Origin of the sequence: Curtobacterium sp. VKM Ac-2884, assembly GCF_015350945.1 — a bacterium.
Taxonomy (GTDB): Bacteria; Actinomycetota; Actinomycetes; order Actinomycetales; family Microbacteriaceae; genus Curtobacterium.
Window position 1 is genome coordinate 17,087 of record NZ_JADKSA010000009.1, and the last position, 24,405, is coordinate 41,491.

General features: G+C 72.8%; 21 protein-coding genes. 11 read left to right on the top strand and 10 right to left on the bottom strand.

Annotated features, from left to right (window positions below):
- The first annotated feature begins 72 nt into the window (after positions 1 to 72).
- A complete protein-coding gene (locus tag ITJ60_RS18485) occupies positions 73 to 822 on the top strand; it encodes a FadR/GntR family transcriptional regulator (RefSeq protein WP_111086527.1) in 750 nt (249 codons plus the stop codon).
- A gap of 192 nt (positions 823 to 1,014) precedes the next feature.
- Positions 1,015 to 1,668: a class I SAM-dependent methyltransferase gene (locus tag ITJ60_RS18490; protein WP_194649008.1), complete on the top strand. Its 654-nt coding sequence runs from the start codon at positions 1,015 to 1,017 to the stop codon at positions 1,666 to 1,668.
- 8 nt (positions 1,669 to 1,676) lie between these two features.
- On the opposite strand, the gene ITJ60_RS18495 is transcribed toward ITJ60_RS18490, so the two are convergent.
- From ITJ60_RS18495 to ITJ60_RS18510, 4 genes are all read right to left on the bottom strand, one after another.
- A complete protein-coding gene (locus tag ITJ60_RS18495; protein ID WP_323749221.1) occupies positions 1,677 to 2,582 on the bottom strand; it encodes a sugar phosphate isomerase/epimerase family protein in 906 nt (301 codons plus the stop codon).
- Positions 2,579 to 3,832 (bottom strand): DUF993 family protein, encoded by a 1,254-nt coding sequence (locus ITJ60_RS18500; protein WP_194649009.1) that lies wholly within the window; start codon positions 3,830 to 3,832, stop codon positions 2,579 to 2,581. Before ITJ60_RS18500 ends, ITJ60_RS18495 begins: the two co-directional genes overlap by 4 nt.
- Complete coding sequence (locus ITJ60_RS18505; protein WP_228510669.1) at positions 3,829 to 5,031, bottom strand: Gfo/Idh/MocA family protein; 1,203 nt, start codon at positions 5,029 to 5,031, stop codon at positions 3,829 to 3,831. The genes ITJ60_RS18500 and ITJ60_RS18505 overlap by 4 nt, the downstream gene beginning before the upstream one ends.
- Positions 5,032 to 5,627: 596 nt before the next feature.
- Entirely contained in the window at positions 5,628 to 6,683 is a 1,056-nt protein-coding gene (locus ITJ60_RS18510) for a LacI family DNA-binding transcriptional regulator (RefSeq protein WP_194649011.1), read from the bottom strand.
- 246 nt (positions 6,684 to 6,929) lie between these two features.
- On the opposite strand from ITJ60_RS18510, the gene ITJ60_RS18515 reads away from it, so the two are divergent.
- The 6 genes from ITJ60_RS18515 (at position 6,930) to ITJ60_RS18540 (ending at position 14,272) form a co-directional block, all read left to right on the top strand.
- Positions 6,930 to 8,210, top strand: coding sequence for an ABC transporter substrate-binding protein (locus ITJ60_RS18515; protein ID WP_228510666.1), 1,281 nt, complete (start codon positions 6,930 to 6,932; stop codon positions 8,208 to 8,210).
- Positions 8,211 to 8,300: 90 nt separating this feature from the next.
- Positions 8,301 to 9,275 carry a carbohydrate ABC transporter permease gene (locus ITJ60_RS18520; protein ID WP_207895555.1) on the top strand — a complete coding sequence of 325 codons (975 nt, stop codon included), beginning with the start codon at positions 8,301 to 8,303 and terminating at the stop codon, positions 9,273 to 9,275.
- The gene (locus tag ITJ60_RS18525; RefSeq protein WP_194649012.1) at positions 9,272 to 10,189 is read left to right on the top strand and encodes a carbohydrate ABC transporter permease; all 918 of its coding nucleotides are present in this window, start codon (positions 9,272 to 9,274) and stop codon (positions 10,187 to 10,189) included. The genes ITJ60_RS18520 and ITJ60_RS18525 overlap by 4 nt, the downstream gene beginning before the upstream one ends.
- Positions 10,189 to 11,871, top strand: coding sequence for a hypothetical protein (locus tag ITJ60_RS18530; RefSeq protein WP_194649013.1), 1,683 nt, complete (start codon positions 10,189 to 10,191; stop codon positions 11,869 to 11,871). Before ITJ60_RS18525 ends, ITJ60_RS18530 begins: the two co-directional genes overlap by 1 nt.
- Positions 11,868 to 13,793 (top strand): DUF6807 family protein, encoded by a 1,926-nt coding sequence (locus tag ITJ60_RS18535; protein WP_194649014.1) that lies wholly within the window; start codon positions 11,868 to 11,870, stop codon positions 13,791 to 13,793. Before ITJ60_RS18530 ends, ITJ60_RS18535 begins: the two co-directional genes overlap by 4 nt.
- Positions 13,790 to 14,272, top strand: a complete 483-nt coding sequence (locus tag ITJ60_RS18540; RefSeq protein WP_194649015.1) for a tetratricopeptide repeat protein — start codon at positions 13,790 to 13,792, stop codon at positions 14,270 to 14,272. The genes ITJ60_RS18535 and ITJ60_RS18540 overlap by 4 nt, the downstream gene beginning before the upstream one ends.
- Positions 14,273 to 14,544: 272 nt before the next feature.
- Here the strand turns inward: ITJ60_RS18540 and ITJ60_RS18545 are convergent, their stop codons facing one another.
- The 3 genes from ITJ60_RS18545 to ITJ60_RS18555 all read right to left on the bottom strand — a co-directional run bounded on the left by ITJ60_RS18545 (position 14,545) and on the right by ITJ60_RS18555 (position 17,503).
- Positions 14,545 to 14,763 carry a PLDc N-terminal domain-containing protein gene (locus ITJ60_RS18545; RefSeq protein WP_194649040.1) on the bottom strand — a complete coding sequence of 73 codons (219 nt, stop codon included), beginning with the start codon at positions 14,761 to 14,763 and terminating at the stop codon, positions 14,545 to 14,547.
- A gap of 486 nt (positions 14,764 to 15,249) precedes the next feature.
- Complete coding sequence (locus ITJ60_RS18550; protein WP_194649016.1) at positions 15,250 to 16,686, bottom strand: protein kinase domain-containing protein; 1,437 nt, start codon at positions 16,684 to 16,686, stop codon at positions 15,250 to 15,252.
- A 100-nt stretch (positions 16,687 to 16,786) separates the two neighbouring features.
- Entirely contained in the window at positions 16,787 to 17,503 is a 717-nt protein-coding gene (locus tag ITJ60_RS18555) for a GntR family transcriptional regulator (RefSeq protein WP_159572162.1), read from the bottom strand.
- A gap of 193 nt (positions 17,504 to 17,696) precedes the next feature.
- Here ITJ60_RS18555 and ITJ60_RS18560 point away from each other — a divergent pair, with 193 nt between their 5' ends.
- Genes ITJ60_RS18560 through ITJ60_RS18570 form a run of 3 tightly spaced genes read left to right on the top strand, consistent with a single transcriptional unit; the run spans position 17,697 to position 20,634 of the window.
- Positions 17,697 to 18,458, top strand: coding sequence for a phosphonatase-like hydrolase (locus tag ITJ60_RS18560; RefSeq protein WP_194649017.1), 762 nt, complete (start codon positions 17,697 to 17,699; stop codon positions 18,456 to 18,458).
- Positions 18,455 to 19,525, top strand: a complete 1,071-nt coding sequence (locus tag ITJ60_RS18565; protein ID WP_323749222.1) for a zinc-binding dehydrogenase — start codon at positions 18,455 to 18,457, stop codon at positions 19,523 to 19,525. The genes ITJ60_RS18560 and ITJ60_RS18565 overlap by 4 nt, the downstream gene beginning before the upstream one ends.
- Positions 19,522 to 20,634, top strand: coding sequence for an alpha-D-ribose 1-methylphosphonate 5-triphosphate diphosphatase (locus tag ITJ60_RS18570; protein WP_194649018.1), 1,113 nt, complete (start codon positions 19,522 to 19,524; stop codon positions 20,632 to 20,634). Before ITJ60_RS18565 ends, ITJ60_RS18570 begins: the two co-directional genes overlap by 4 nt.
- Here ITJ60_RS18570 and ITJ60_RS18575 read toward each other — a convergent pair.
- The 3 genes from ITJ60_RS18575 to phnC are packed head-to-tail and all read right to left on the bottom strand — an operon-like array spanning position 20,610 to position 24,375.
- Entirely contained in the window at positions 20,610 to 21,782 is a 1,173-nt protein-coding gene (locus ITJ60_RS18575) for a TIGR03364 family FAD-dependent oxidoreductase (RefSeq protein WP_194649019.1), read from the bottom strand. The genes ITJ60_RS18570 and ITJ60_RS18575 overlap by 25 nt on opposite strands.
- The gene (locus tag ITJ60_RS18580) at positions 21,779 to 23,551 is read right to left on the bottom strand and encodes a PhnE/PtxC family ABC transporter permease (protein WP_194649020.1); all 1,773 of its coding nucleotides are present in this window, start codon (positions 23,549 to 23,551) and stop codon (positions 21,779 to 21,781) included. The genes ITJ60_RS18575 and ITJ60_RS18580 overlap by 4 nt, the downstream gene beginning before the upstream one ends.
- Positions 23,548 to 24,375 carry a phosphonate ABC transporter ATP-binding protein gene (gene phnC / locus ITJ60_RS18585; protein ID WP_194649021.1) on the bottom strand — a complete coding sequence of 276 codons (828 nt, stop codon included), beginning with the start codon at positions 24,373 to 24,375 and terminating at the stop codon, positions 23,548 to 23,550. The genes ITJ60_RS18580 and phnC overlap by 4 nt, the downstream gene beginning before the upstream one ends.
- Between the last annotated feature and the right edge of the window lie 30 nt (positions 24,376 to 24,405).

Genomic DNA, 24,405 nt, shown 5'->3' on the forward strand with positions numbered 1-24,405 from the left:
TTGTCAACCGGTTGACCAGATCATCCCGAGCGCCTGAAGCCCAACCGGTTGACCGAACGGTACGCTCACTGCATGCCCGCGTTCAGCCCGGACGACCCCCTCAACATCCGACTCGAACTCGAGTCCGTGCCCGCGGGGTCGCCCGCCTCCGAGGTCGCCCGACAGCTCGTGTCCCTGCTCACCGCAGGCGAGCTGGCCCCCGGTTCGCGACTGCCCTCCGAGCGGATCCTGGCCGAGCGGCTCGGTGTCGGCCGCTCCGCCGTGCGCGAGGCGCTGGCGGCCCTCGAGATCCTGGGGATCGTGCAGATCCGGCCCGGCTCGGGCACGTACCTGCAGGGCGGCACCTCGGACCTGCTGCCGACGACGCTGTCGTGGGGCCTCATGCTCGCCTCGAACCGCACCCGCGAGCTGCTCGAGGTCCGGTCGTCGCTCGAGCGCACGGTCGCGATCCTCGCCGCGCAGCGCGCCACGCCCGAGCAGGTCGCGGAACTCGGTGAGTACCTCGTCCGGCAAGAGGCCACCCTCGACGACCCCGAGGCCTTCATCGACGCCGACGTCCGCTTCCACGTCCTGCTCGCCCGGGCCGCGGGGAACGACGTGCTCGGCGACCTGCTGCAGAGCCTGCGCTCGATGCTCAGCGTGTGGGTCGGCCGCCGCGTGCAGACCCGCCAGGCCACCGAGGCCGCCTACGACGAACACCGTGCGATCTACGAGGCGCTCCGGGCCGGCGACGTGCCCGCCGTGCAGCGGGCGATGGACGAGCACATGGCCACGGCGAGCGCCCGCATCGAGAACGCGGAGCCCATCCCTCCCGCCGAGTAGCGGGGGCGCGGCGCGTGCGCGGCGCGTGCGCTTCGTGAGCAGAAATGGTCGGGTCCGTGACGGCGACCCGACATCTTCTGCTCACCATCGGGCGGCCGGGAGGCGCGGTGCGGGTCCGGCTCGCACCGTGCGACGTTGCTGGGGCGGCAACAGGGCTTGGGTCGGGCCCGGCGGGTGCGCTGGAGTGGGCAGATGCATGCACACGAGACCACCACCGATGGCGTCCGCTCTGCGCGCGACTGGTGGGAGCAGCGGTACGCCGAGCGCGACGGGATCTGGTCCGGCCGGGTGAACGCGGTGCTGGCCGACGTCGCCGGGGTGCTGCCGGTGGGGCGCGCGCTCGACCTCGGCTGCGGTGAGGGCGGGGACGTCGTCTGGCTCGCCGAGCAGGGTTGGGACGCGCTGGGGGTCGACCTGTCGGTGACGGCGATCGAGCGCGGTTCGCGGGCGTCCGTGTCGGCCGGGGTCGAGGAACGGACCGCGTTCGTCGCCGCCGACCTCGCCACGTGGGAGACGGCTGCGCGCTTCGACCTGGTGACGGCGTCGTTCCTGCAGTCGTGGCCGGTGGAGATCCCCCGCGCAGAGATCCTGCGGCGGGCGACCGGATTCGTCGGCGTCGGCGGGCACCTGCTCGTGACCGCGCACGCTGCCCCACCGCACGACGATCTGCCGGCAGAGATGCGGGAGTACCGGTTCCCGACGCCCGACGAGGACCTGGCGGCCCTGCAGCTCGACGGCTCGTGGGACGTCGTCGCCGCCGAACTCCGGCCGCGCACCGCGACGACGCCCGACGGCGACCCGCACGAGGTCCTCGACAGCGTGGTGCTCGTCCGCCGCGCGCGCTGACGCCGTTCTCAGCGCGGGAGCGGCACCGCGGTGTCGAACGCCTGCACGACACGCGCCACCACCTGGGCGGGCGGGGTGTCCCAGATCGCCTGGTTGAAGAGCTCGACCTCGACGTAACCGGCGTAGCCGGCAGCGACCACCGCGTCCGTCACCGGCCCGAAGTCGACGTGGCCGTCCCCCGGGTAGCCCCGGGACAGCAGCGGGTCCGCCGCGATCGGGGTGGTCCAGTCGCACACCTGGTACGACGCGATCCGCCCGGCAGCCCCGGCGCGGGCGATCGACGCCGCGAGCGCCGGGTCCCACCACACGTGGAACGTGTCGACCACGACCCCCACGGCAGCCGCCGGGAACGGCGCCGCCAGGTCGATCGCCTGCGCGAGCGTCGACACCACGGCACGGTCTGCCGCGTACATCGGGTGCAGCGGCTCGACGGCGAGCTGGACCCCCGCGTCGAGGGCGTGCGGCACCAGGTCGGCGAGCGCATCGGCCACCCGGCCCCGGGCGTCGACCAGGTCGCGTGACCCCTCGGGCAGTCCCCCGGCGACGAGCACGAGCACGGGCGCCGAACCGGGTGCTCCGGCCGCGGCGAGGGCGGCGGTCTCGTCGATCGCGCGGCGGTTGTCGTCGAGCGCCCGCTGCCGCGCGGTGCCTGGCGGGAGCGTGAAGAAGCCTCCGCGGCAGTGCGACGACACCCGGAGCCCGGAGTCCGCGACCATCCGGACGGCCTCGGCGAGACCGACCTCGGCCACGGGCTCCCGCCAGGTGCCGATGGCTCCGACGCCGGCCCCGGCCACGGTGTCGAGCGCCTGCCGGAGCGGCGCGTACTTGATCGTCGCCTGGTTGACCGACAGCCGCGGATGCGGCGCAGCGCCGGCGGACCGGACCGGCGTGACGGCGTCCGCCGCGGTCGTCACGCGACCACCTCGGCGACGGTGCGATCGGCGGTGGGTGATCCGGGCCTCCCGGTCGGCCGTGTCTCCACGCCGGCCACCGCGAGCAGCGCGTGCCAGCGCGAGGCGGCGAGGTCCGGGTGTTCGAGGGCGCCGCAGGCGTTCGCGAGCCGGACGGTCTCGGACAGGTGCGGCAGGGAGCGGCCGGCGTGCTGGCCGCCGACCATCTGGAAGGCGGGCTGGTGGCCGTTCAGCCAGGCGAGGAAGGCGATGCCGGTCTTGTAGTGCCAGGTCGGGGCACTGAAGACGTGGCGGGAGAGCGCCTCGGTGGGGGCGAGGAGGGTGCGGTAGGCGGTCGCGTCGGGCAGGGCCTGGACGGCGGCGGAGGCGATGGGGGCGATGGCGGCGAAGGCGCCGAGGAGGGCGTCGGAGTGGGCGCGGCCGTCTCCCGCTACGAGGTCCACGTAGTGGAAGTCGTCGCCGGTGAACATCCGGGCGGTCGCGGGCAACTGGGAGCGGAGGGCGACCTCGGCGCGGGCGTTCAGCAGGCTCATCTTGATGCCGGAGACCTTCGGCCCGGCGTCGCGCATGATGTCGAGCACGGTGTCGGGGCCCTGCTGCCCGCCGAAGTAGCCGGCGAGGGCGGGGTCGAAGGCCTCCCCCAGCCAGTGCAGGACGACGGGGGCGCTCGCCCGTTCGATGACCCGGCCGTAGACGCGGCGGTAGGTGCTGGCGGCGGCGTTGCTGCTGGGGCTGTCGCGGTCTGCGCGCTGCGCGAGTCGGGCCAGGTGGCGGCTGGCCATCAGGACGACGCCGGCGCCGGCGTCCTCGGCGTGGTGGAGCTGGGCGACGTAGGCGTCGACGACCTGCTGCTCGGCGGGCAGGTCGTCCCCGTCGTCCGGGAGGTCGTCGGTGTTCACGCCGACGACGATGCGGCCGCCGACGGAGTGCGCCTCGCGGGCGCTGCGGGTGATCAGCTCACGCGTCGCGGCCGGGTCGAGGCCCATGTTCCGCTGCGCGGTGTCCATCGCGTCGGCGACGCCGAGCCCCCACGACCACAGGTGGTGGCGGAACGCGAGGGTGGCGTCCCAGTCGAGGTCGGCCGGGGCGCCGGGGGTGTTGTCGGCGGCGGCGCGCGGGACGACGTGGGCGGCCGCGTAGACGAGGCGCTCGGTCAGTGGCGCGGTCGGCTTGGCGGCGGCCGTGACCGCCGGCTCGTGCAGGGCCGTCCGACTGGTCGTGCCGTCGGGGGCGAGGAGGGTGAGGTCGGTCATGCGTGTGCCCCGACCGTTTCGGTGTGCTGGGCGACCTCCGGTGTCTCGACCTGGAGGCGCGGCTCGGCCCCCGTGGGCAGGTGCAGCTCCGGCAGGTCCACGCGTCGACCCTCGGTGCTGGACCGCAGGCCGGCCTCCGCCAGCGCCACGCCGCGGGCACCGGACAGCAGGTCGTAGGGGTGCGGGCGGCCGGCGACCAGGTCCTGCAGGAAGTCCTCCCACTGGGCGCGGAACCCGTTGCCGAACACCTCGTTGTCGGGGACCTCGAGCCACTGCGCCTTGTAGTCGCGGTCGTCCTTCAGGTCGGGGTTCCACACCGGCTTCGGCGTCGCCGTCCGGGGCTGGATGCGGCAGCCGAACAGCCCCGCGACGGCGCTGCCGTGGGTGCCGTCGACCTGGAACTCGACGAGCTCGTCACGGTCGACCCGGACCGCCCAGCTCGAGTTGATCTGCGCCGTGATGCCGCCGGCCAGGTCGAAGACCCCGTAGGCGGCGTCGTCCGCGGTCGCCGGGTACTCGTGACCCTGCTCGTCGGTGCGCTGCTCGATGTGGGTGACGGCGCGGGCGTACACGGACTCGACGCGGCCGAACAGCTGCTCGAGCACGTAGTTCCAGTGCGGGAACATGTCGACGACGATCCCGCCGCCGTCCTGCTGCCGGTAGTTCCAGCTCGGGCGCTGGGCACTCTGCCAATCCCCCTCGAACACCCAGTAGCCGAACTCGCCGCGGACGCTGAGGACCTTCCCGAAGAACCCGGAGTCGATCAGGCGGCGGAGCTTCCGGAGGCCGGGCAGGTAGAGCTTGTCGTGCACGACGCCGTTCGGGACCCCGGCCTCGGCGGCCAACCGGGCGAGTTCGAGCGCTTCCGAGGAGGTCTCGGCTGTCGGCTTCTCGGCGTAGATCGCCTTGCCGGCGGCGATCGCCTTGCGCAGCGCATCGGCGCGGGCGCTCGTGACGGCGAAGTCGGCGAAGACGTCCCAGCGCGGGTCGGCGAGGGCGGCGTCGAGGTCGGTCGTCCAGTGCTCGAGGCCGTGGCGGGTGGCGATCTCCTCGAGCTTCGCGGCGTTGCGGCCGACCAGGATCGGTTCGAGCTGCACACGGGAGCCGTCCGGCAGCAGGAGTCCGCCGTCCTCGCGGATGGCCAGGATCGACCGGACGAGGTGCTGGCGGTAGCCCATGCGTCCGGTGACGCCGTTCATGATGATGCCGATGGTGCGCGTGGTGGTCAACGCGTGCTCCCTTGCTCGCTGTGGCCTGCTCTCCGCGTGGTGGAAAGCGCTTGCCCGGAACCGTACACCACGGTCGGCGCGCTGCAGTAGTACCCGAACACGAACGCACACGCGCGGCCGGGGTCCGGCGGCGGCTCCGGCTGCGGCTCCGGCGGCCCGCGCCCGAGGTTCCGAAATCTTGGAGTCTCGCGGCGCTGAGCGGCACTCCGTGGAACCTCGGCGTCGAACCCGCGGCATGTTGTGGAACCTCGAGGTCCGGGCGTCGGCGTGTCGTGCGACGCTCCGCATGCGCCGCTGGCCGATGGGGACCGCCTAGGACGCTCCCGACCGCGCCATCCGAGGTTCCGAGATTTCGGAACCTCGGCGCGCCAGGCGCCACTCCGTGGAACCTCGGCGCCGAACCCGCGGCATGTTGTGGAACCTCGAGGTCCGGGCGCCAAGTGTCGCGCGCCCTCGAGCCCGACCGGCCGCCGGCACCGCACTCCGTGAGCAGAAAAGGTCGGGTAGCGGGGCCGGACCCGACCTTTTCTGCTCACCAAACCCGAGCGCCGCCCGCCCGCGCCGCGCTACCGCGCCGTGCTCGCCCGCAGCACGACCTCGCCGTCGATGGCGCCGTCGGCCTCGAGCCCCAGGGCCCGCCGCACCGCCCGCTCCCCGATCTCCTCGAGCGGGAGCCGCACCGTGCTGAGCGCCGGCACGACGTCGGCGAGCATCTGCACGTCGTCGAACCCCGCGACGCCGACGTCCACCCCGGGGACGAGCCCGCGCTCCCGGATCGCCGCGACCGCCCCCACCGCCATCAGGTCGGTGACCGCGAACACGCACCGCGGCAACGCCCACGCGCCTCCCGCCGCCCGGTCGAGCAGGGTCACCATCGCCTGGTACCCACCATCGCGCGTGAACGCCGACGGCACCACCGAGTCCTCGGGCACCCGGATGCCGTGCGCGGCGAGCCCGGCGACGAAGCCCTCGACCCGCGCGTGCGCCGTCGCCAGGTCCGGGTCGCCGGACAGGACGGCGAAGGAGTCGTGGCCCTGCTCGACGAGCGCACCCGCCAGGGCCGCGGCACCACTGAGGTTCCGGATGACGACGCCGTGCACGCCGGGGACCCCGGCCGCGGCACCGTCGAGGTCGGACACGAGCGCGGACACCCCGGCACCGGCGGCGACGAGTGCGCCGACGGCAGCTGCGGAGTCCGACGCTCCTGACGTCTGCCCGGCACCGAGTCGACGACTCACGGCGAGCACCACGGCCCGCGGCCGGAGTCCGGCGACGACGCCGAGCACCGCGGCCTCGCGCGCAGGGTCCCCGCCGGTCGAGGTGATCGTCACCACGAGCCCGGCGTCGTCGGCAGCCCGGATCGCCCCCGCGGCGATCGCGGCGAAGTAGGGGTCGGCGATATCGCCGACGACGAGCGCCAGGGTCGTGGTGGTCCCGCGAGCGACGGCCTGCGCCTGCACGTTGGCGGTGTACCGGAGCTCGTGGGCGGCGGCCTGCACCCGGTCCACCGACTCCGGTCGGACCTTCCGCGTGCTGCCGTTCAGCGCCCGCGAGGCGGTCGCGAGCGACACGCCTGCGAGCTCGGCCACGTCGGCCAGGGTGACGGTGCCTCGCTCGGGCATGTCGTGCCTCCAGTCCGGTCCGCGCCGTGCGCGGTCTGTGGTGAGGATAGCGATTTCCCGGGAGGCCCGACCAGCGTCCGCGCCGTCGGCGCGGCCTTCCGAGACGGCTGGTCACATTGTCAGAACATCGCGCAGGAAAGCGCTTGCCATGAGCGCTCACGTCGTGTAGACCTGGGGTCCTCGGCCGAGACACCCCGAACGCTCGCCCACGGCAGACGCCAGTGGTCCCGAACGAAAGCAGTGACGATGAAGTCATCCAAGAGAATGCTCGCGCTCGCCGGCGGCATCGCCGCACTGGCCCTGTTGAGCGGCTGTGCCTCCGGCAGCTCCGGCGACGGCGGCAAGGTCGATCAGCTGACCTTCTGGCTCTCCACCTCCACCGCGCAGGAGAAGGGCTACCAGGACCTCGCCACCGCGTACGAGGAGAAGACCGGCGTCGCGGTCAAGATCGTGAACCTGCCCTACGACGGACTGCAGACCAAGCTCCGCGAGTCCGCCCAGGCGAACTCGCTGCCCGACGTGGTGCGCGCCGCCGGCATCGACCCGCTCTGGACCGGCAAGACCGTCGACCTGGCCTCGATCGTCGACGACGACGCCAACAAGATCGATCAGGACATCATCGCGAAGGACGACGACGGCAAGGTCACCTCGATCCCCTCCGACGTCACCGCTGCCGGCCTGTTCGTGAACAAGTCGCTGTTCGAGAAGGCCGGCATCGACTACCCGACCGACCCCGCGAAGGCGTGGACCTGGGACGAGTTCCTGAAGGCCGCCGACCAGGTGAAGGCGAAGACCGGCGCGAAGTACGACTTGGTGTTCGACTCGTCGCCGTCGCGTCTGCGCGCCTACATGTTCACCAAGGGCACCGACTTCATGCAGCAGGAGAAGGACGGCTCCTTCCCCACCGACGCGAAGACGGTCGACGCACTGCAGGACTTCGCCGACATGAACGACGACTCGGTCATGCCGAAGTCGGTGTGGACGAGCAGCCAGGACCCGAACGCCCTGTTCAAGAGCGGCCAGGTCGTCGCGTACTTCTCCGGTGTGTGGCAGTCGTCGGACTTCGCCTCGAACATCACCGACTTCGACTGGGCGAGCGCCGCCACCCCCGCCGACCCGACCCACGCCACCGAGATCAACTACGGCGGCAACATCGTCGGCTTCGAGAACTCGGACGCCCGCGGTACCGCCGCGAAGAAGTTCATCGACTACATGTACGACCCGACGAACTACGCGAAGCTCGTGACGACGAACGGCTTCCTGCCGGTCGAGACCGGTCTGGACATCCAGTACCCGTTCGAGTCCCAGGCGGCCAAGGACTCCTTCGCGCTGTACCAGAAGGAGATCGACGCAGCCGACCCGATCTCGAGCTCCTACGCCAAGGAGAGCGCGAAGTGGGCGGTCGAGGGCAAGGAGCTCGGCACCGATCCCACCACCGCCGAGGTCGGCAAGCTCATCAACGGGCAGCAGTCGGCGAAGAAGACCCTCGAGACGATCACGAAGTACTACGAGGAGCACGTCGGCTGACGGAACGGGGCCGGGCGCACGCGCCCGGCCCGGTCCGGCGTCCCGCGCCTTGTCCGCTCCCCCCGCAAGCGACGAACGAAGAGGATCATCGTGAGCATCCCCACCGCAGCCGGTGACGTGCAGACCGCCGTCCCCACCCCGGTGCCGCCCCGCCGGCCCGGAGCCGCGAAGACGACGAAGCGCCGCCGCTCCGGCGTCAGCAAGCCCGTCCTCGCCCCGATCCTGTTCGTGAGTGTCAACGCCGTCCTGTTCGTCGTGTTCTTCGTGTGGCCCGCCGTGATCGGCCTCGGCTACTCGTTCACCGACTACAACGGTGTCGTCGACCCGAAGTTCATCGGGTTGGCGAACTACTTCGAGCTGTTCGCCGACGACACCTTCTACGCAGCCCTCGGGCGCACCTTCCTCTACGCGATCGTGGCCGTCCCGCTCGGCTTCGTGCTCGCACTGTCGATGGCGCTGATGCTGACGAGCCCGGCGGCGAAGGGCCGGAGCGTCGCCCGCATCGTGTTCTTCGTGCCGTGGCTCATCTCCCCGATCGTCACCGGTGTCATCTGGCGGTGGATGTTCGGCGAGAACTTCGGCCTGGCGAACTTCGTCATCGAGTCCCTCGGAGGCAAGGCCGTGCCGTGGCAGTCGAACGCCGACCTGTCGCTGCTCGTGGTGGTGTTCGCCACCGCGTGGGCCGGAGCCGCCTTCAACATGCTGCTGTTCGTCGCCGCGATCCGGAACGTGCCGCAGTCGTACTACGAGGCAGCGTCCCTCGACGGCGCCGGAGCCTGGCACCAGTTCCGGTACATCACGCTGCCGAGCATCGCGCCGACGTCGTTCATCGTGATCCTGCTGTCGTCGCTCGGGGCGTTCAAGGAGTTCGCCACCATCCAGGCGCTCAACGGCGGCGGACCCGGCACCGACAACAACCTGCTCGTGCAGTACATCTACACGAACGGGTTCCAGAACGCCCACATCGGCTACGCGAGCGCAGCGTCGATGGTCCTCATGCTCATCCTCATGGCCATCGCGCTCATCCAGTTGGCCGTGAACCGTCGGACGGAGGCCCGTCGATGACCGCCACCCTGCCCAGCGCCCCCGGCGCACCCGCAACCGACAACACGACCAAGAGCAAGAGCAAGAGCAAGAGCAAGCGCAAGCGCCTCGACGGCCCACCCCGTCCGAAGGCCATCGCCGCCACGGCCCTGCTCTGGGTCTTCATCATCGCCTTCGGCTTCCCGGTCCTCTGGTTCGTCCTGAGCGCCTTCAAGCCCGGCGGCGAACTGTTCTCGTACCCGCTGACCCTGCTGCCGAAGAACTGGTCGGTCAGCGGCTTCACCGAGGCGTGGGCGAGCTACGACTTCGCCCGCTACTTCGGCAACACCGTCATCGTCGCGCTGGTCACGACCGTGCTCACCGTGCTCGCGAGCGCCGCCACCGGGTACGCCCTGGCGAAGTACGACAACAAGTGGCTCAAGGTCTTCTTCGTCTGCATCCTGGCGACGACGATGCTGCCGACCGAGGTCATCCTCGCGCCGACCTTCATCGTCATCCGCGACCTCGGCATGTACGACTCGTTGGCCGGCATCATCGTGCCGTCGGTCATCACCGCGACCGGCATCTTCATGTTCCGGCAGTTCTTCATCACGGTGCCCGACGACCTGGTCGAGGCCGCGCGCATCGACGGTGCGAGCGAGTTCGGGATCTTCTGGCGGATCATGCTGCCGATCTCCCGTCCGATCATGCTGACGCTCGCGATCTTCTCGTTCCAGTGGCGGTGGAACGACTACATCTGGCCGCTGCTGGTGCTCAACGACCCGCACCAGTTCACGATCCAGATCGCGCTGCAGAGCATCGTCGGGGCCGAGAACGTCAACTGGACCGTCCTGCTCGGCGCCTCGGTGATCTCGATCATCCCGCTCGTGCTCATCTACCTCGTGTTCCAGAAGTACGTGAACGGCGCGGACCTCAACGCGGGACTCAAGGACTGATGGGGTTCCTCGACGCGGTCGGCCCGGCCGCGGACGCCGCCGTCACGCGCCTCCGGCTCGCCGACGACGATCCGGCTGCGCTGCAGCACCGAGAACTGATGGCGCGTGCCCTCAGCCTGGTCGGGGCGTGGGTCCGGAACGAGCGGACGGGAGGCCCCGATCGCCTTCCCGACGACGACCTCGCCACCGCGCACGGCTGGGTCCGGCACCTCGCGGCCCGGCAGTCCCCCGGCGGCACGTTCGTCGGCGGCGACAACGTGCTCTCCCCGCCGGACTCGGCGTTCACGGTGAACGACGTCTGCGACGCCCTCGAACTGCTCGCGCCGTACCGGGCGTCGGTCCCGGCGGCCGCGGTGCTCGCCGACGAGCTCGACCGGATCGTGCACCGTGCGACGCCGGCGCTGCTCACCGGTGGCGTGCACACGCCGAACCACCGGTGGGAGGTGTCGGCCGCCCTCGCCCGGATCCACCGACTGTACCCGGCACCGGCGCTGGTCGAGCGGATCGACCAGTGGCTCGCCGAGCGTGCTGACATCGACGACGACGGGCTGTGGTCCGAGCGCAGCCCGAACTACGCGGCTGCCGTGTCGTGCCCGTCGTTCCTCGTCCTCGCCTCGGTGCTCGACCGGCCGGAGCTGCTGGACCCCGTGCGCCGGTCCCTCGACGCCACCCTCGCGCTGCTGCTGCCCGACGACACCGTCGAGACCGTCCAGTCCCGCCGCCAGGACCAGTCGCAGGCGTTCGGCATCGGCGCGTTCGCTCCCCTGCTCTGGCACCTGGCCGTGCTCGACGACCGCGCCGACCTCGCCGCCGTCGCTGCCCGGGCCGCCGACGCCGAGACGTGGCAGCCCGGTGCGGTCGCCGCACGCGCGATGACGGATCCACTGCTCGCCCGTCCGTTGCCCGTCGGTGCGCCGCTCGAACCGGCCGTGCACACCTTCGCCGACGCCCGGCTCGTGCACGTCCGAGAACAGGGCCGCAGCGTCGTCCTGTTCGCCGGGTCGGACGTGCCGTCGCAGGGCCACGTCCGATCGGGCCTGGCGAACAGCCCCACGTTCCTGCGGGTGTTCGCGGGCTCGGTCGCGCTGACCGACGTCCGGCTGTCGCGGGAGTTCTTCGGGCTCGGACCGTTCCGTCCGACGTCGCTGGAGTCCCTCGGCGACGGGCGGTACCGACTCACCGAGACCGTGTCCGCCGGCTACCACCAGCCCCTGCCCGCCGCGGCTCGACGGACCGACGGCGCCTACGCGCTCGGGGACGAAGGTCGCTTCTCGGCGTCGATGTCCTTCGGTGCGCGTGCGGCCGACACTGTCTCCCTCACCACGACGGTCGACGTCACCGTCACGCCGGACGCGGTCTCGCTCGACGTGACGACCGAGGGCGCCGACGTGCCGTGGTCGCTCCAGCTCACGTTCCGCGGCGGGGGTACGTTCACGGGTGTGAGCACCGACGCCGCGACCGGGGAGACCGTCCTCGCCGACGGGACCGGCACCTACCGTGTCGGCGACGACGCCGTGTCCTTCGGAACCGGCAACGGCAGCGGTCCGACCCAGCCGGCGTTCTACGCGCCCGGACAGGACTACGCGTTCCTCGGCGGCACCGACCGGCCGGACGGCGAGCACGTCCACGTGACCGGGCGCTCCCCCGGCACGACGCGCATCGTGATCGGCACCGTTCGATGACCCTGCCCGGCGTGGTGCTCGTCGGTGCGCGTGGCTACGGCCTGCACCACCGCGCGAACATCGACCGGCTCGTCGCCGCGGGGGTCTGCACGCTGACCGCCGTCGTCGACCCGACGCTCGACACCACCACCGACGCCGGTGTGGTCGTCGTGGCCGGCGTCCTGGCGGCTCGCGACCACGGCCCGGTCGACGTCGTGGTCATCGCCGCCCCGATCGCCGCGCACCTGCCGTTGGCGGCCACCGCCCTCGAAGCCGGTGCCGACGTCCTGCTCGAGAAACCCCCGGTGACCACCCGCGACGCGCTCGACACCCTGCTCGACGCCGAGCGGCGCACAGGCCGAGTCGTCCAGGTCGGGTTCCAGAGCCTCGGGTCCGACGCCCTGCCGGCCTTCCGTGACGGGTCGCTCGTCGGTCCGGTCCGCTCCGCCGCGGCCGTCGGCACGTGGACGAGGAACCAGGCGTACTGGGACCGCTCCGCGTGGGCAGGCCGACGCCGGATCGGCGGGGTCGACGTCCTCGACGGCGTCGTGACGAACCCGCTCGCCCACGCGGTCGCGACGGCCCTGGCGCTCGTCGGCTGCCGTCGGGCGTCCGACGTCAGGCGCGTCGAGGTCGAGCTGTTCCGGGCGAACGACATCGAGGGCGACGACACCTCGGCCGTCCGGGTCACGACCAGCGCCGGGCTCGAAGCCACCGCGGCCCTGACCCTCTGCGCTCCGTCCGAGGTCCTGCCGACCGTTCGGGTCCGCGGCGCCGCCGGGAGCGCCGTGCTGCACTACACAGCCGACGAGGTCACCGTCAACGACACCACCCGGACCCTCGGCCGGACGGACCTGCTCGAGAACCTGCTCGCCCACCGGTCCCGCGGCGACGAACTGCTCGTCCCCCTGGTCTCCACGGGTGCGTTCGTCGAGGTCCTCGAGGCCGTTCGTGCCGCCGAGCCCGTCCGCATCGACCACCCCTGGGTGACGTGGGAGGGCGAGGGGCCCGCCCGTCGTCCGCTCGTCGCCGACGTCGAGGCGATCGTCGACCGCGCCGCCGACGCACGAGCGCTGTTCTCCGAGGTCGGTGCGCCCTGGGCCCACACCGCGCGCGACGAGGTGCTGCAGGTCCTGCGCGTCGACGGAGGGTCGGTGGCGACGGAACTCGACGGCTCCGGGACCATCGCGACGTCGTCGCCGCGTCCGTACCTGCACCCGGTGGGGACCCTCGGCGGCACCGTCCTGAGCGCCCACCACCCGGCCGACCACGACTGGCACTGCGGCGTCGGGGTCGCGATCCCGGACGTCGACGGCGTGAACTGCTGGGGCGGCCGCACCTACGTGCACGGCCCGGGCTACGTGTGGCGCGACGACCACGGCCGCGTCGACGTCGTGCGTGCCGAGCAGCACCCCGCTCCGCACGGCGGCGGCACGGTCCAGGAACTCGTCTGGCGCGGCCCCGACCACACGGTCGTCCTGCACGAGGACCGTACGCTCACCTGGCGCGCCGTCGACTCCGGGTGGGAACTGACATGGTCGTCCTCGTTCCGAACCCCCGGCGACGCCGTCGTGCACCTCGGCGGTCCGGGCAGCAACGGCCGGGTCGGTGCCGGGTACGGCGGGTTCTTCTGGCGCTTCGCCGACTGCACCGACGTGGTCGTCCGGACCGCTGACGCGCAGGGCGAAGCGGCGGTGCACGGCTCGGTCGCCCCGTGGGTCGAGTGGTCGGCGGTGTTCGAGGGAGCCCCGGCCACGATCCGGCTCGAAGCGCTCGACCACCGCGATCCCTGGTTCGTCCGGGCCGCCGAGTACCCGGCGATCGGTTCGGCCCTCGCCTGGCGTGCGCCGGCGCTCGTGCACCCCGGCGTCCCGCTCGTCCGGTCGTTCCGCGCGACAGTCACCGACAGCGCGACGCCGAGCGGCAATACGCTGGACCGATGAGCACCGCAGACTGGGAAGCCCGCGTCGCCGCACTCTGGGCCGACGACACGATCGACGACCAGCAGCGCATCGACCGCATGCGCGATCTCGCCGACGCTGCGCCGCACCCGGCCCTCGGCGCGTTCGAGCTCGGCGGCGCGAACGACTCCGGCGGCCACGAGGCCGAGGCCGACGTCCACTACGCAGCCGCCACCGCCGCGGGACTCGCCGACGTCGATCCCGCCCGTGCAGCACAGATGGTCGTGCAGCACGCCTCGACCCTGCGGAACCTCGACCGCGTCGACGAGGCCATCGCGATGCTCCGCGACGCCCCGGAACACCCGTCCACCGGTGCCGCGCCGAAGGTGTTCCTCGCGCTCGCCCTGCACAGTGCCGGCCGTCACGACGAGGCGCTCCGCGTCGCGATCGAGGCCGTCGAACCGACGCTCCCCCGCTACCACCGGTCGGTCCGCGCCTACGCGGCTGCCCTCACCGAGTGAGTTGCACGAGCCGGGCGACGGTGAGGGCCCGGCTCGCGGGGACGCGCACGTCCCTCCCGTCCGGTCGCGACACCCGAATCGCGGCGGGACGAGCTCCGGAACAGGACAGGAAGGAAGCGTCGACGCTCGACTGACGTCCAGTGAGGCGCTCCCTCCCCACGGGCCGAGCGTGCTTCGGCCACTTGCGGATTCGGGTTCCGGTTACCTCGCACAGCATGCGCCTGCGCCGCCTGAACCGATAGGGGCAGTGCCCGATCAGCCGGGATCGGCGGTCAGGCGTTCCGTCGCTGCAGCGCTTCCGCAGCTCTGCCGAGCAGCCAGTTGACGGCCCAGCCCAGCACGCCGATGACCGGCAGCGCCAGGATCACGAGCGTCCAGACGACCTTGACCAAGAACGTGCGCCGACGGTCACGCCAGACCTGCACGAGCGCGAGGACCTCGAGGGCCAGCATCAGCAGGAGCACGAACACGTGCGACCCGGACAGATCCATGAACACAGTGCGATCCCTCCGTGGCGGCCGGTGCCGCGCAACGAACCGACAGTAGGGCCGACGCCGCAGCCCACGCCACCTCCCGTCCAGGTGCCACCGCGCCGCCGTTCCCGCGCCGGTGATGCCCTCCACTCCGGCGAGCGGGCGAAATACCCCGGCCCGCCGACTCCCAACCCCGGCATTTCGCCCGCTCGCGCGAGCGGGCACTCGTATTCCACCGGATGCATGCAAGTCGCGGCATGCGCCCGCGAGCGGGCGAAATGCCCGGGTCGCGGAGCGCGCAACCCGGGCATTTCGCCCGCTCGGCGTCCAGCGTGCCGACCGAGCGGGCACGCGGGCACGCGGGCGCGCGCCGACCGAGCGGGCACGCGGGCGCGCGCAGGTGCGCAGGTGCGCGACCGGATCGACGCACGAGACGAGACCGCGGGAGGACGGGAGGCGCGGGGCGGGCCCACACCGGGCCTCCCGTCCGCCAGCGGCAACCGTCTAGGGCCGCGCGCCCTCCTGCTGCCCCGTCACCTGAGCGACCGGCAGGGAGTCGCTCGTCGTGCGGAGCGACTCCTGCCGGATCTCGAGCTGTGTGACGGCGAGCGCGGCCAGGTCGTGCAGGTTGGCGAGGTCGGCCTCGGTCGCCTGCCGCGGCTTCGTGTCGAGCACCGCGAGGGTCCCGATCGGAACACCGTCGTGGCGGACGAGCGGCACGCTCACGTAGAACCGGATGCCGAGCGCGCCGGTGACGAGCGGGCTGTGCTGCATGTCCGGGTGGATCGACCCGTCCGGGATGACGACGGGGACCGCGACGGGCGCGAAGCCGTTGCCGAAGTTGATGTTGCGCGCTGCTTCGTCGACGCCCTCGGCGATGTACGACTGCGACCAGGCGCGGTCCTCGTCGAGCACCTCGACCAGGGCGATGGGCGCGTCGAACAGGCGGGCGGCCATCGCGGTGGTGCGGTGCAGGGCCTCGTCGGGCAGGGTGTCGAGCGTCGCCGGACGGGCCGTGTCGACGTCGGCTCGCGGTGCTCCGGCAGACGCGGCCGGAGCCGCCGCCGTGGTGTCGACGACGTGGTCGGCGCCGGCGGTCTCGGTGATGACGACGTCGCGCAGCAGCGTCACGAGCTCGGCACCGGCGGGGCGTGCGGCCGGATCCTGCGCGGTCATCGCACGGAGCAGCTGCTTCCAGTGCTCGGGCAGCGGCTCGGGCACGACCGGGTCGCGGGACAGACGGGCGACCGCGGACTCGACGAGCGAACCGGGGAACTCGCGACGGCGGGTGAAGCACTGCAGCAGCACGAGGCCGAGCGAGTAGACGTCGCTCGGGCTCCCGACGTCGCCGCCGCGGGCCTGCTCGGGGCTCAGGTAGGCGGCCGTGCCGGTGGTGACGCCGTCGGCGGTCATGCGTTCGACGCCCGCGGCGAGCGCGATGCCGAAGTCGGTGAGCCGCGCGCGGGCGCGGTCGGAGTCGTTGCCGTAGTCGACGAGCAGGATGTTCGACGGCTTGATGTCGCGGTGCACGACGCCGTGGCTGTGGATGTAGTGCAGCGCCTCGGCCATGTCGTAGCCGATCTCGGCGATGTGGCGGGAGGCGAGCGGGCCGACGGCGAGGCGTTCCTCGAGGTCCTGGCCGACGACCAGCGCCATCACGAGGTACCGCTGGTGGGTGCCGTCGTGACCGGTGACGACGCCGGTGTCGAGCAGGCTGACGAGGTTGTGGTGCTCGAGCGAGGCGAGCACGCCGAGTTCGGCCTCTTGCCGGGCGATGTCGACCGTGCCGGCGTGGAACACCTTGACGGCGACGGGGCGGTGCAGGCTCTCGTCGATGCCGCGGTACACGACGGACATGCCGCCCTGGCCGATGGCGTGTTCGAGTCGGTAGCGCCCGTCGAGCAGTGGGGCCGCGGACTGGGTGTCCTCGGTCGGACTCATCGAACCTCGTTCTCGGTGCGGGCAGGCGTCGGTGCATCCTCCCATCCCGACGGGGATCGTGGTGGCCCGCGGCGTTCTCCGGCTGAACGGCGCCGACGCGTCAGCCCGTCGGCCCGCTCTCGAACAGCACCCGCATCGCGTCGGCCCGGATCCAGCGCTCGCTCACCAGGAGCGGCCGTCCGGTGCCGGCGTCGACGGTGCAGCTCTCGATGAACCACCCGAGGGTGACCTCGTCGAGGTCCAGGTGCCGGGCGACCTCGTCGGTGACCACGTCGGCACCGGCGCGCACCCACCGGCGGACGGGCTCGGCGCCGGCGGCCTCGCGCAGCACGTCGTAGAGCGAGTTCCGCACCCGCAGCGCCTGCCCGAGTTCGGGGACGACCGTGCGGGGCACCCACTCGACGCCCCACGCGGCGGGCAGTCCGTCGACGAGTGAGCGCCGGGTCAGCCGGTGGCACGGCGCTCCGGGTTCGAGCCCGAGGTGCGGGGCGACGGATGCGGGCACCGGGGCGAGGGCGCAGGACAGCGTGACGCTCGAGGGCTCTCCCCCGGCGTCGCGCACGGTGCGGCTCCACGACGGCGCGGCGTCGGAGCCGATCCGGTAGTCGATGCGCCGTGCGACGAAGCTGCCGACGCCCTTGACCCGGCGGATCCGGTTGCGGCGCTGCAGGTGCTGCAGGGCGGCGCGGGCGGCCGACCGGCCGACGCCGAAGCGTGCGGCGAGTTCGGCCTCGCTGGCGACCCGGGTGCCGACGACGGTGTCGGCGAGCTCGGCTTCGAGCTCCGCCGCGATCTCGAGGTAACGCGTTTCCGGCACGCTGCGGACTGTAACCGAGGTGGCGGGCCCGTCGCACACCTGTCCGGACAGGAGCGCTGCAGGCTCCCGGCGCTGTTCACCTGCCGGACACCTGCGGACCGGATGGTGGTCATCGGTTCCTCGGACGCTGTGGGCAGCCCCGCTCTCGCGGGAGACAGCCCGCACCCGCGGGCGACCGGACCACAGGAGCCCCATGATCTCGCTCGTCTGCCTCGACATGGCAGGGACCACCGTGCACGACGGCGGTGTCGTCGTCGACGCCTTCCGAACCGCCCTCACCGACGTCGGCCTCGAGCCCGGCACGGCCGCGCACGACCACGCCGTGCAGTACGCGCTCGACACCATGGGTCAGTCGAAGATCGCCGTGTTCACGGCCCTGTTCGACGGTGACACGGTGCGTGCCGAAGCGGCGAACGCCGCCTTCGAGCGTGCCTACGCGACGACGGTGGGACGCGGCGTCCGGCCCGTCGACGGTGCGGTGGACGTCCTGGAGGCCCTGCGCGCGTCCGGCACGAAGGTCGCGTTGACGACGGGGTTCAGCCCAGTGACCCGCGACGCCGTCCTCGACGCGCTCGGCTGGCAGGACCGGGTCGACCTCGCGCTGTCGCCGGCCGACGCCGGTCGTGGCCGTCCGTTCCCGGACATGGTCCTGACCGCGGTGCTGCGCACGCAGACCGACGACGTGCGCCAGGTCGCCGTCGTCGGTGACACCGTGGCCGACCTGCTGACGGGCACCCGTGCCGGGGCGTCGATCGTCGCCGGTGTCCGGACCGGGACCCACCAGGACGCCGACTTCGCCACCGTGCCGCACACGCACGTGCTCGACTCCGTCGCCGACCTGCCCGCACTGCTCGCCGGCCTCGACGCGGCCGCGCTCGGGACCGACGCGCCGCGCGCCGACGAGCCGCGCGCCGACGAGTTCAGCGCCGACGAGTTCAGCGCCGTGGCCCGGTGACCGACGTCGACGCCCGGTACGCGCTCTGGCACGGCATCGGGCACCCGGTCACGGTCGAGGAGCACGCCGGGGCCCTGCCGATGCACGACGGGTCCGTCCTGGTCGCGATCGAGGCGGCGACGGTGTGCGGCAGCGATCTGCACACGGCGCTCGGGCACCGAGCCGGACCAGCGCCGAGCGTCCTCGGGCACGAGCAGGTCGGCCACGTCGTCGCGATCGCCGAGGGGTCGGTGCCGACCACCGTCGCCGGCGTCCCCGTGGCTCTGGGAGACCGGGTCGTCTGGTCGGTCGCGGCGTCGTGCGGCACGTGCGACCGGTGCCGTGCCGGGCTGCCGCAGAAGTGCCGGTCCCTGCGGAAGTACGGTCACGAAGCATCGACCGCCGACTGGCTCCTCAACGGCGGGTTCGCGACGCACTGCGTCCTGTTGCCCGGCACCGCGATCGCGGTCGTGCCCGAGCACCTGCCGGCCGTGGTCGCCGCCCCGGCCGCGTGCGCCACGGCCACCGTCGCCGCAGCACTGGACGCGGTGGACCGCCCGCTCGCCGGGGCTCGGGTCCTCGTGACGGGTGCGGGCTTGCTCGGGGTCACCGCGGTCGCGATGGCCGTCGCCGCCGGGGCCACCGTCGTCGTCTCGGACCCCAACGCCCGGCGACGTGCCCTGGCCGTGTGCTTCGGTGCGGATGCTGCGGTGTCGCCGGGCGAGCCGGTGAGTGCCGTCGACGTCGCGATCGAGCTGTCCGGCTACCCGGACGCCGTCGAGACCGCGGTGGACGCCCTGGACGTCGGCGGGACGGCCGTCCTCGTCGGCGCGGTGTCGTCGAGCCGTCCGGTGTCGCTCGATCCCGAGCGCATCGTGCGGGGGCTGCTCCGGATCGTCGGCGTGCACAACTACGCACCCCGGCACCTCGCCACCGCGGTGGACTTCCTGGCGTCGACCGACCTGCCGTTCGCCGACCTCGTCGAACCCGCCGTCGGACTCGAGGGGGTCGACCACGCCGTCGTGACCCCGCCGTCGGCCGGGTACCTGCGCCGCGCGGTCGTGCCGTCCAGCATGCTGGTCGGATGACGACGTACCGCGCCGCCCGTGTCCACCTCGGCGCGGGCACCGACGACACCGTCCTGCACGTGCGGGACGGTGTCGTCGTCGCGGAGCACCGTGCCGACGACGACGTGGTCGACCTCGGCGACGTCGAACTGCTGCCCGGGTTCGTCGACGTGCACGCCGACTCCCTCGCCCGGTTCGAGCAGCCGCGCCCCGGCGTCGGCGTCCCGCTGCCGCACGCCCTCGACGCCTTCGCCGCCGACGCGCTGCTCGCCGGCGTGACCACGGCGTTCCTGTGCTGCTCGATCGAACCCGACACCGTGCCGACCCGGAGCGCGGAGCACGCGGCCGCCGTGCTCGACGCCCTCGCGACCACGCCACTGCCGATCGACGTCCGCGTGCACCTGCGCGTCGACGTGACGGACGACGGCACCGTGGACGCGCTCGAGCGGCTCGTCGCCGGTGCCCCGGCGCGCATCGGACTCGTGTCGTACATGGACCACACGCCGGGCCGCGGGCAGTACCCGGACGAGGCGGGGTGGCGTCGCGCCTACCGGGCGCTGGACCGACTCGGCAACGACGAACTCGATGCACGCCTCGACCGGTTCCGCCGCGGAGCCGCCGGGGTCCCGGGCCGCCGCGAGCGCATCGCCGCGGTCGCTCGCGCAGCCGGTGTCGTCCTCGCCGCGCACGACGACGACTCGGCCGAGGCCGTGCGGACCGCGGCGCACCTGGGCGCCGGCATCTCGGAGTTCCCGGTGACGTCGGACGCCGCGGAGACGGCCACCACGGCAGGGCTCGGTGTCGTGGTCGGTGCACCGAACCTGTGGCGCGGCGGCTCGCACGGGTCCGGCCCCTCGGCCCGGTCGGCACTCGTCGCCGGGCACGCCGACGTCGTCACGTCCGACTACCACCTCGGCTCGCTGCTCCCCGGGCTGCGTGCCGCTGCGGCAGCCGGGGTCGCGCCCTTCGACGACCTCGTCCGCACCGTCACCGCAGCACCGGCGCGGCACACCGGTCTCGACGACCGCGGCTCACTGACACCCGGACACCGTGCGGACGTCGTGGCGATCCGCGGCGAGCGCGTCGTCGGGGTGTGGGTCGCCGGTCAGCGGGTGCTGGCGCGCACCTGATCCGCGTGCTGCCCGGGTACGGCGTCGAGGACCGACGGCGCCAGGCCGAGTCCGGTGGTCATGCCGATGCCCGTGGTCACCGTGACGACGTCGACGCCCGGCAGCGGGTGCTCGACGAGGAACTCCTGCCGGGGCGATGACGCGTAGACGCCCTGCCAGCGGTCGAGTACGCGGAGCGGTGCGCCGAACAGCCGCTCGGTCTCGGCGACGAGCAGCCGGAAGCCGTCCTCGTCCTGGAACGGCGGAGCGTCTACTTCACGCTCGTGGGTGTCCCCGACGATGACGCTGCCGTCCGGCGGCGACGTGTACATCTGGTTGAGGTCCCAGCGGATGCCGTCGGGCAGCGACGCCGACAGGGCGGACCGGAGCGCCTCGGCACTCGGCATCGCCGCGAAGCCGGAGTACCGGAGCAGCGACCACCCGGTGAGCAGCGGCGTCGCGAGCGGGAAGGCCAGCGGGATCGCCGCGCGGAGCATGTGCAGGCGGCACCGGACGACCCCGGCCGCCTCGGCGAGGGCCGGGAACAGCTGGTCGACGTCGTGGTTCGTGCAGACGACGATGCGGTCGGCCTCGATGGTGCCGCGCGCCGTGCGGACCGCACCGGTCTCGATCCCGAGCGCAGCGGTGCGCCAGTGGAACCGGACGCCCTGGGTGGCGAGCCAGGCGGCGATGGCGGGTGCGGCCTCCCGGGGGTCGACCTGCAGGTCCTGCGCGAGGTGCGCTCCCCCGCTGGCCGTGGCGGGGTCGACCGGCACGGCGGCCGCGATCGCGGACCCGTCGAGCAGACGGACGTCCGCGCCCGTGGCGCGGTACTCCTCGAGCACCGCGAGCTCTTCCGGACGGCGCGCGACGACGTGCGCACCGCGTTCCCGAGCCGTGAACCCGGCGAGCGGAGCCAGCGTGAGCCACCGGTGGCGGGCCTCCTGGGCGTACCCGGCGGCCTCGCCCGTCTGCGGGGTGATGCAGGCGTGTCCGAAGTTGCGGACGCTCGCACCGACGACGCCGGCGGCGCGGTCGACGACGGCGACGCGTGCGCCGCGGAGCATCGCCTCGTAGGCGACGCCGAGGCCGACGATGCCGGCGCCGACGACGAGGACGTCCACCCGCTCGGTGCCGGCCGTCGTGACTGTCGTCGTCGTCGCGTTCATCGGAAGACCCTCCGCATCCACATGGCGATGCCCTCGACCACGAGCACTGTGACCAGGATCATCAGGACGATCCCGGTGACGGACGCGTAGTTCGAGCCCTGCGCGGCGTTGAGCAGGTAGTAGCCGATCCCACCACCACCGACGATGCCGAGGATGGTCGCCGCGCGGATGTTCGTGTCGACGAGGTAGAACGTGTGGCCGATCATCGCCCGGATTCCCTGCGGCACCGTGGCGCCGGCGTACCGCTGGAACCGGGTCGCACCGGTGGCGGTGAGGGCGCGTTCCGGGCCGGGCTGGACCTCTTCCAGCGAGTCGGCGACGAGCTTGCCGAGCAGGCCGATGCCGCCGAACGCGAGCGCGAGGGTGCCGGCCTGGGCGCCGAGGCCGGTGATGACGATGAGCACCACGGCCAGGATCGTCTCCGGGATGCCGCGCACGACGACGAGCAGGAACCGGGCGCCGGTCCGGACGCCGCGGGTGGGTGCGACGTTGCGGGCCGCGAACGAGCCGATGACCATCGAGAAGACGAGCGCGAGCAGGGTGGCGGCGAGCGCGATGGCGACGGTGTCGAACATCGCGGAGAACATGACGCCGGCACCGTAGCTGCCGAACGACGGCGGCCAGAACTGGGCGGCGACCGGCGGGATCTTGCCCCACACGGTGGCGAGGTCGCCCCAGGCGATGTCGCACACCAGGACGCTGCCGATGACGACCAGGCCCGCGACCCAGGACCACACGGTGGTGCGGACGCGCGCGGCGGTCCACGGGCGGCGGAGGGCGTCGTCGGGGGTGGCGAAGCGCGGGGCGGCGGTGGCGCGGGGTTCGGCCGTGGCACTGTTGCGCTGGCGCCGCTCGTCGCCGGCCTGCCGGCGGCGCATGCCCGCACGGATGGCGCTCGCACCGATCCCCCGGCCGGACGGCGCGACGCCGAGCATGGCGGCCCGGACCGAGCTCGACACGATCTCCATCAGCACGCACAGCGCGAAGATGACGATCGCGTACCCGATGCCGAGCGAGTAGTCGAGGGACTTGAACGCGAACGACATCTCGCGGCCCAGCCCGATGATGCCGACGTACCCGAGGATCACCGACCCTCGCAGGTTGATGTCGTTGCGGTGCAGGATCGTCGCGACCCACGACGGCAGCACCTGCGGCAGCACGCCGGCCGTGAACTGCTGCAGGCGGTTGCCCCCGGTGGCGCGGATCGCGGTGCGGGGCCCTTCGTCGATCTGCTCGATGGCGTCGGCGAAGAGCTTCGAGATCATGCCGATCGAGTGGATGCCGATGGCGAGGATGCCGGGCAGCGGGCCGATCGTGAACATCAGCACGAACACCATCGCGAGGACGACGTCGGGGATCGCGCGGGTCAGGACGCTCACGAACCGCGCGGCGGCGATCCACCCGCGGCCCGGGCTGGTGTTGCCCGCGGCGAGGTAGGCGACGGGGACGCTCAGCACCGCGGCGAGCAGGGTGCCGAGCAGCACGAGCCCCACGGTCAGGGCAGTCTGCTGCAGCAGCGTCGCGGCGTCCGGGAACCGGACGGTGCCGACGCGCTGGAAGAAGTGCTCCGCGTTCGACCACGACGCGATCATGTTCGGCACCGAGATGTCGATCCGGGCCAGGGCGACGCACGCCAGCACGGCCAGGGCGACGAGCGTCAGGCAGGCGGCGACGCGCTCGGGCGAGACGCGCCGGCGCGGTGCTGCGGCGACGGCCTGCTCGGGCGAGCGGTGGGTGCGGACGACGGGCCGCTCGGTGACGGCGGTCATGCCGGCAGCCCGCTCGTGGCGTCCACGGTGTCGTGCAGCGCCTCGACGGCCGCGAACTCGTCGGTCGACGTCGCGACCTGGCCGTAGATCTCCATGACCTGCGCCTTGCCGAGCCCCTCGGTGCGGGTGTCGAGGACGACCTCGCCGTGCCGGAGTCCGATGATCCGGTCGGCCCAGGACAGCGCGAGGTCGACCTGGTGCAGGCTGCACAGGACCGTCAGGCCCCGCTCAGCGGCGATCTCGCGGATGAGCGCCATCACCTGACCGCTCGACTCCGGGTCGAGCGACGCGACGGGCTCGTCGGCGAGCAGGACCGACGGGTCCTGCATGAGCGCCCGGGCGATCGCGACGCGCTGCTGTTGTCCGCCCGACAGCGTGTCCGCGCGCTGGTAGGCCCGGTCGAGCAACCCGACGCGGTCGAGGTGCGCGAGCGCACGGTGCCGCAGCCGGCGGGGGTAGGACCACAGGCCGAGCCGCGGGCCGCGCAGGGCGGCGAGGGCTCCGGTCAGGACGTTCTCGAGCACCGTCAGCGCGGGCACGAGCTCGAACTGCTGGAACACGAACCCGACCTGACGACGCAGCTCGCGGAGCCTCCGGCCGGACAGGTCGTGCACGGTCGTGCCGCCGACCCGGACGGTGCCGGAGGTGGGCAGCTCGAGGGCGTCCACGTGCCGGAGCAGCGTGGACTTGCCGGACCCGGACAGCCCGAGGAGGACGACGACCTCGCCCGGTCGGACGGTCAGGGACACGTCCCGGAGCGCGGTCGTGTCACCGAAGCGCTTCGTGAGTGCGGTGATCTCCACCGCGGGGTCGTCGTGCGTCATGCGTGCTGCTCCTCGCGCTGTCCGGGCTCC

Coding starts and splice junctions, on each gene's coding strand:
- ITJ60_RS18545 (WP_194649040.1), bottom strand. CDS start 14,763: ATGGATCTGTCCGGGTCGCACGTGTTCGTGCTCCTGCTGATGCTGGCC.
- ITJ60_RS18485 (WP_111086527.1), top strand. CDS start 73: ATGCCCGCGTTCAGCCCGGACGACCCCCTCAACATCCGACTCGAACTC.
- ITJ60_RS18500 (WP_194649009.1), bottom strand. CDS start 3,832: ATGACCGACCTCACCCTCCTCGCCCCCGACGGCACGACCAGTCGGACG.
- ITJ60_RS18530 (WP_194649013.1), top strand. CDS start 10,189: ATGGGGTTCCTCGACGCGGTCGGCCCGGCCGCGGACGCCGCCGTCACG.
- ITJ60_RS18525 (WP_194649012.1), top strand. CDS start 9,272: ATGACCGCCACCCTGCCCAGCGCCCCCGGCGCACCCGCAACCGACAAC.
- ITJ60_RS18490 (WP_194649008.1), top strand. CDS start 1,015: ATGCATGCACACGAGACCACCACCGATGGCGTCCGCTCTGCGCGCGAC.
- ITJ60_RS18560 (WP_194649017.1), top strand. CDS start 17,697: ATGATCTCGCTCGTCTGCCTCGACATGGCAGGGACCACCGTGCACGAC.
- ITJ60_RS18505 (WP_228510669.1), bottom strand. CDS start 5,031: ATGAACGGCGTCACCGGACGCATGGGCTACCGCCAGCACCTCGTCCGG.
- ITJ60_RS18510 (WP_194649011.1), bottom strand. CDS start 6,683: ATGCCCGAGCGAGGCACCGTCACCCTGGCCGACGTGGCCGAGCTCGCA.
- ITJ60_RS18550 (WP_194649016.1), bottom strand. CDS start 16,686: ATGAGTCCGACCGAGGACACCCAGTCCGCGGCCCCACTGCTCGACGGG.
- ITJ60_RS18515 (WP_228510666.1), top strand. CDS start 6,930: ATGAAGTCATCCAAGAGAATGCTCGCGCTCGCCGGCGGCATCGCCGCA.
- ITJ60_RS18580 (WP_194649020.1), bottom strand. CDS start 23,551: ATGACCGCCGTCACCGAGCGGCCCGTCGTCCGCACCCACCGCTCGCCC.
- phnC (WP_194649021.1), bottom strand. CDS start 24,375: ATGACGCACGACGACCCCGCGGTGGAGATCACCGCACTCACGAAGCGC.
- ITJ60_RS18540 (WP_194649015.1), top strand. CDS start 13,790: ATGAGCACCGCAGACTGGGAAGCCCGCGTCGCCGCACTCTGGGCCGAC.
- ITJ60_RS18535 (WP_194649014.1), top strand. CDS start 11,868: ATGACCCTGCCCGGCGTGGTGCTCGTCGGTGCGCGTGGCTACGGCCTG.
- ITJ60_RS18575 (WP_194649019.1), bottom strand. CDS start 21,782: ATGAACGCGACGACGACGACAGTCACGACGGCCGGCACCGAGCGGGTG.
- ITJ60_RS18570 (WP_194649018.1), top strand. CDS start 19,522: ATGACGACGTACCGCGCCGCCCGTGTCCACCTCGGCGCGGGCACCGAC.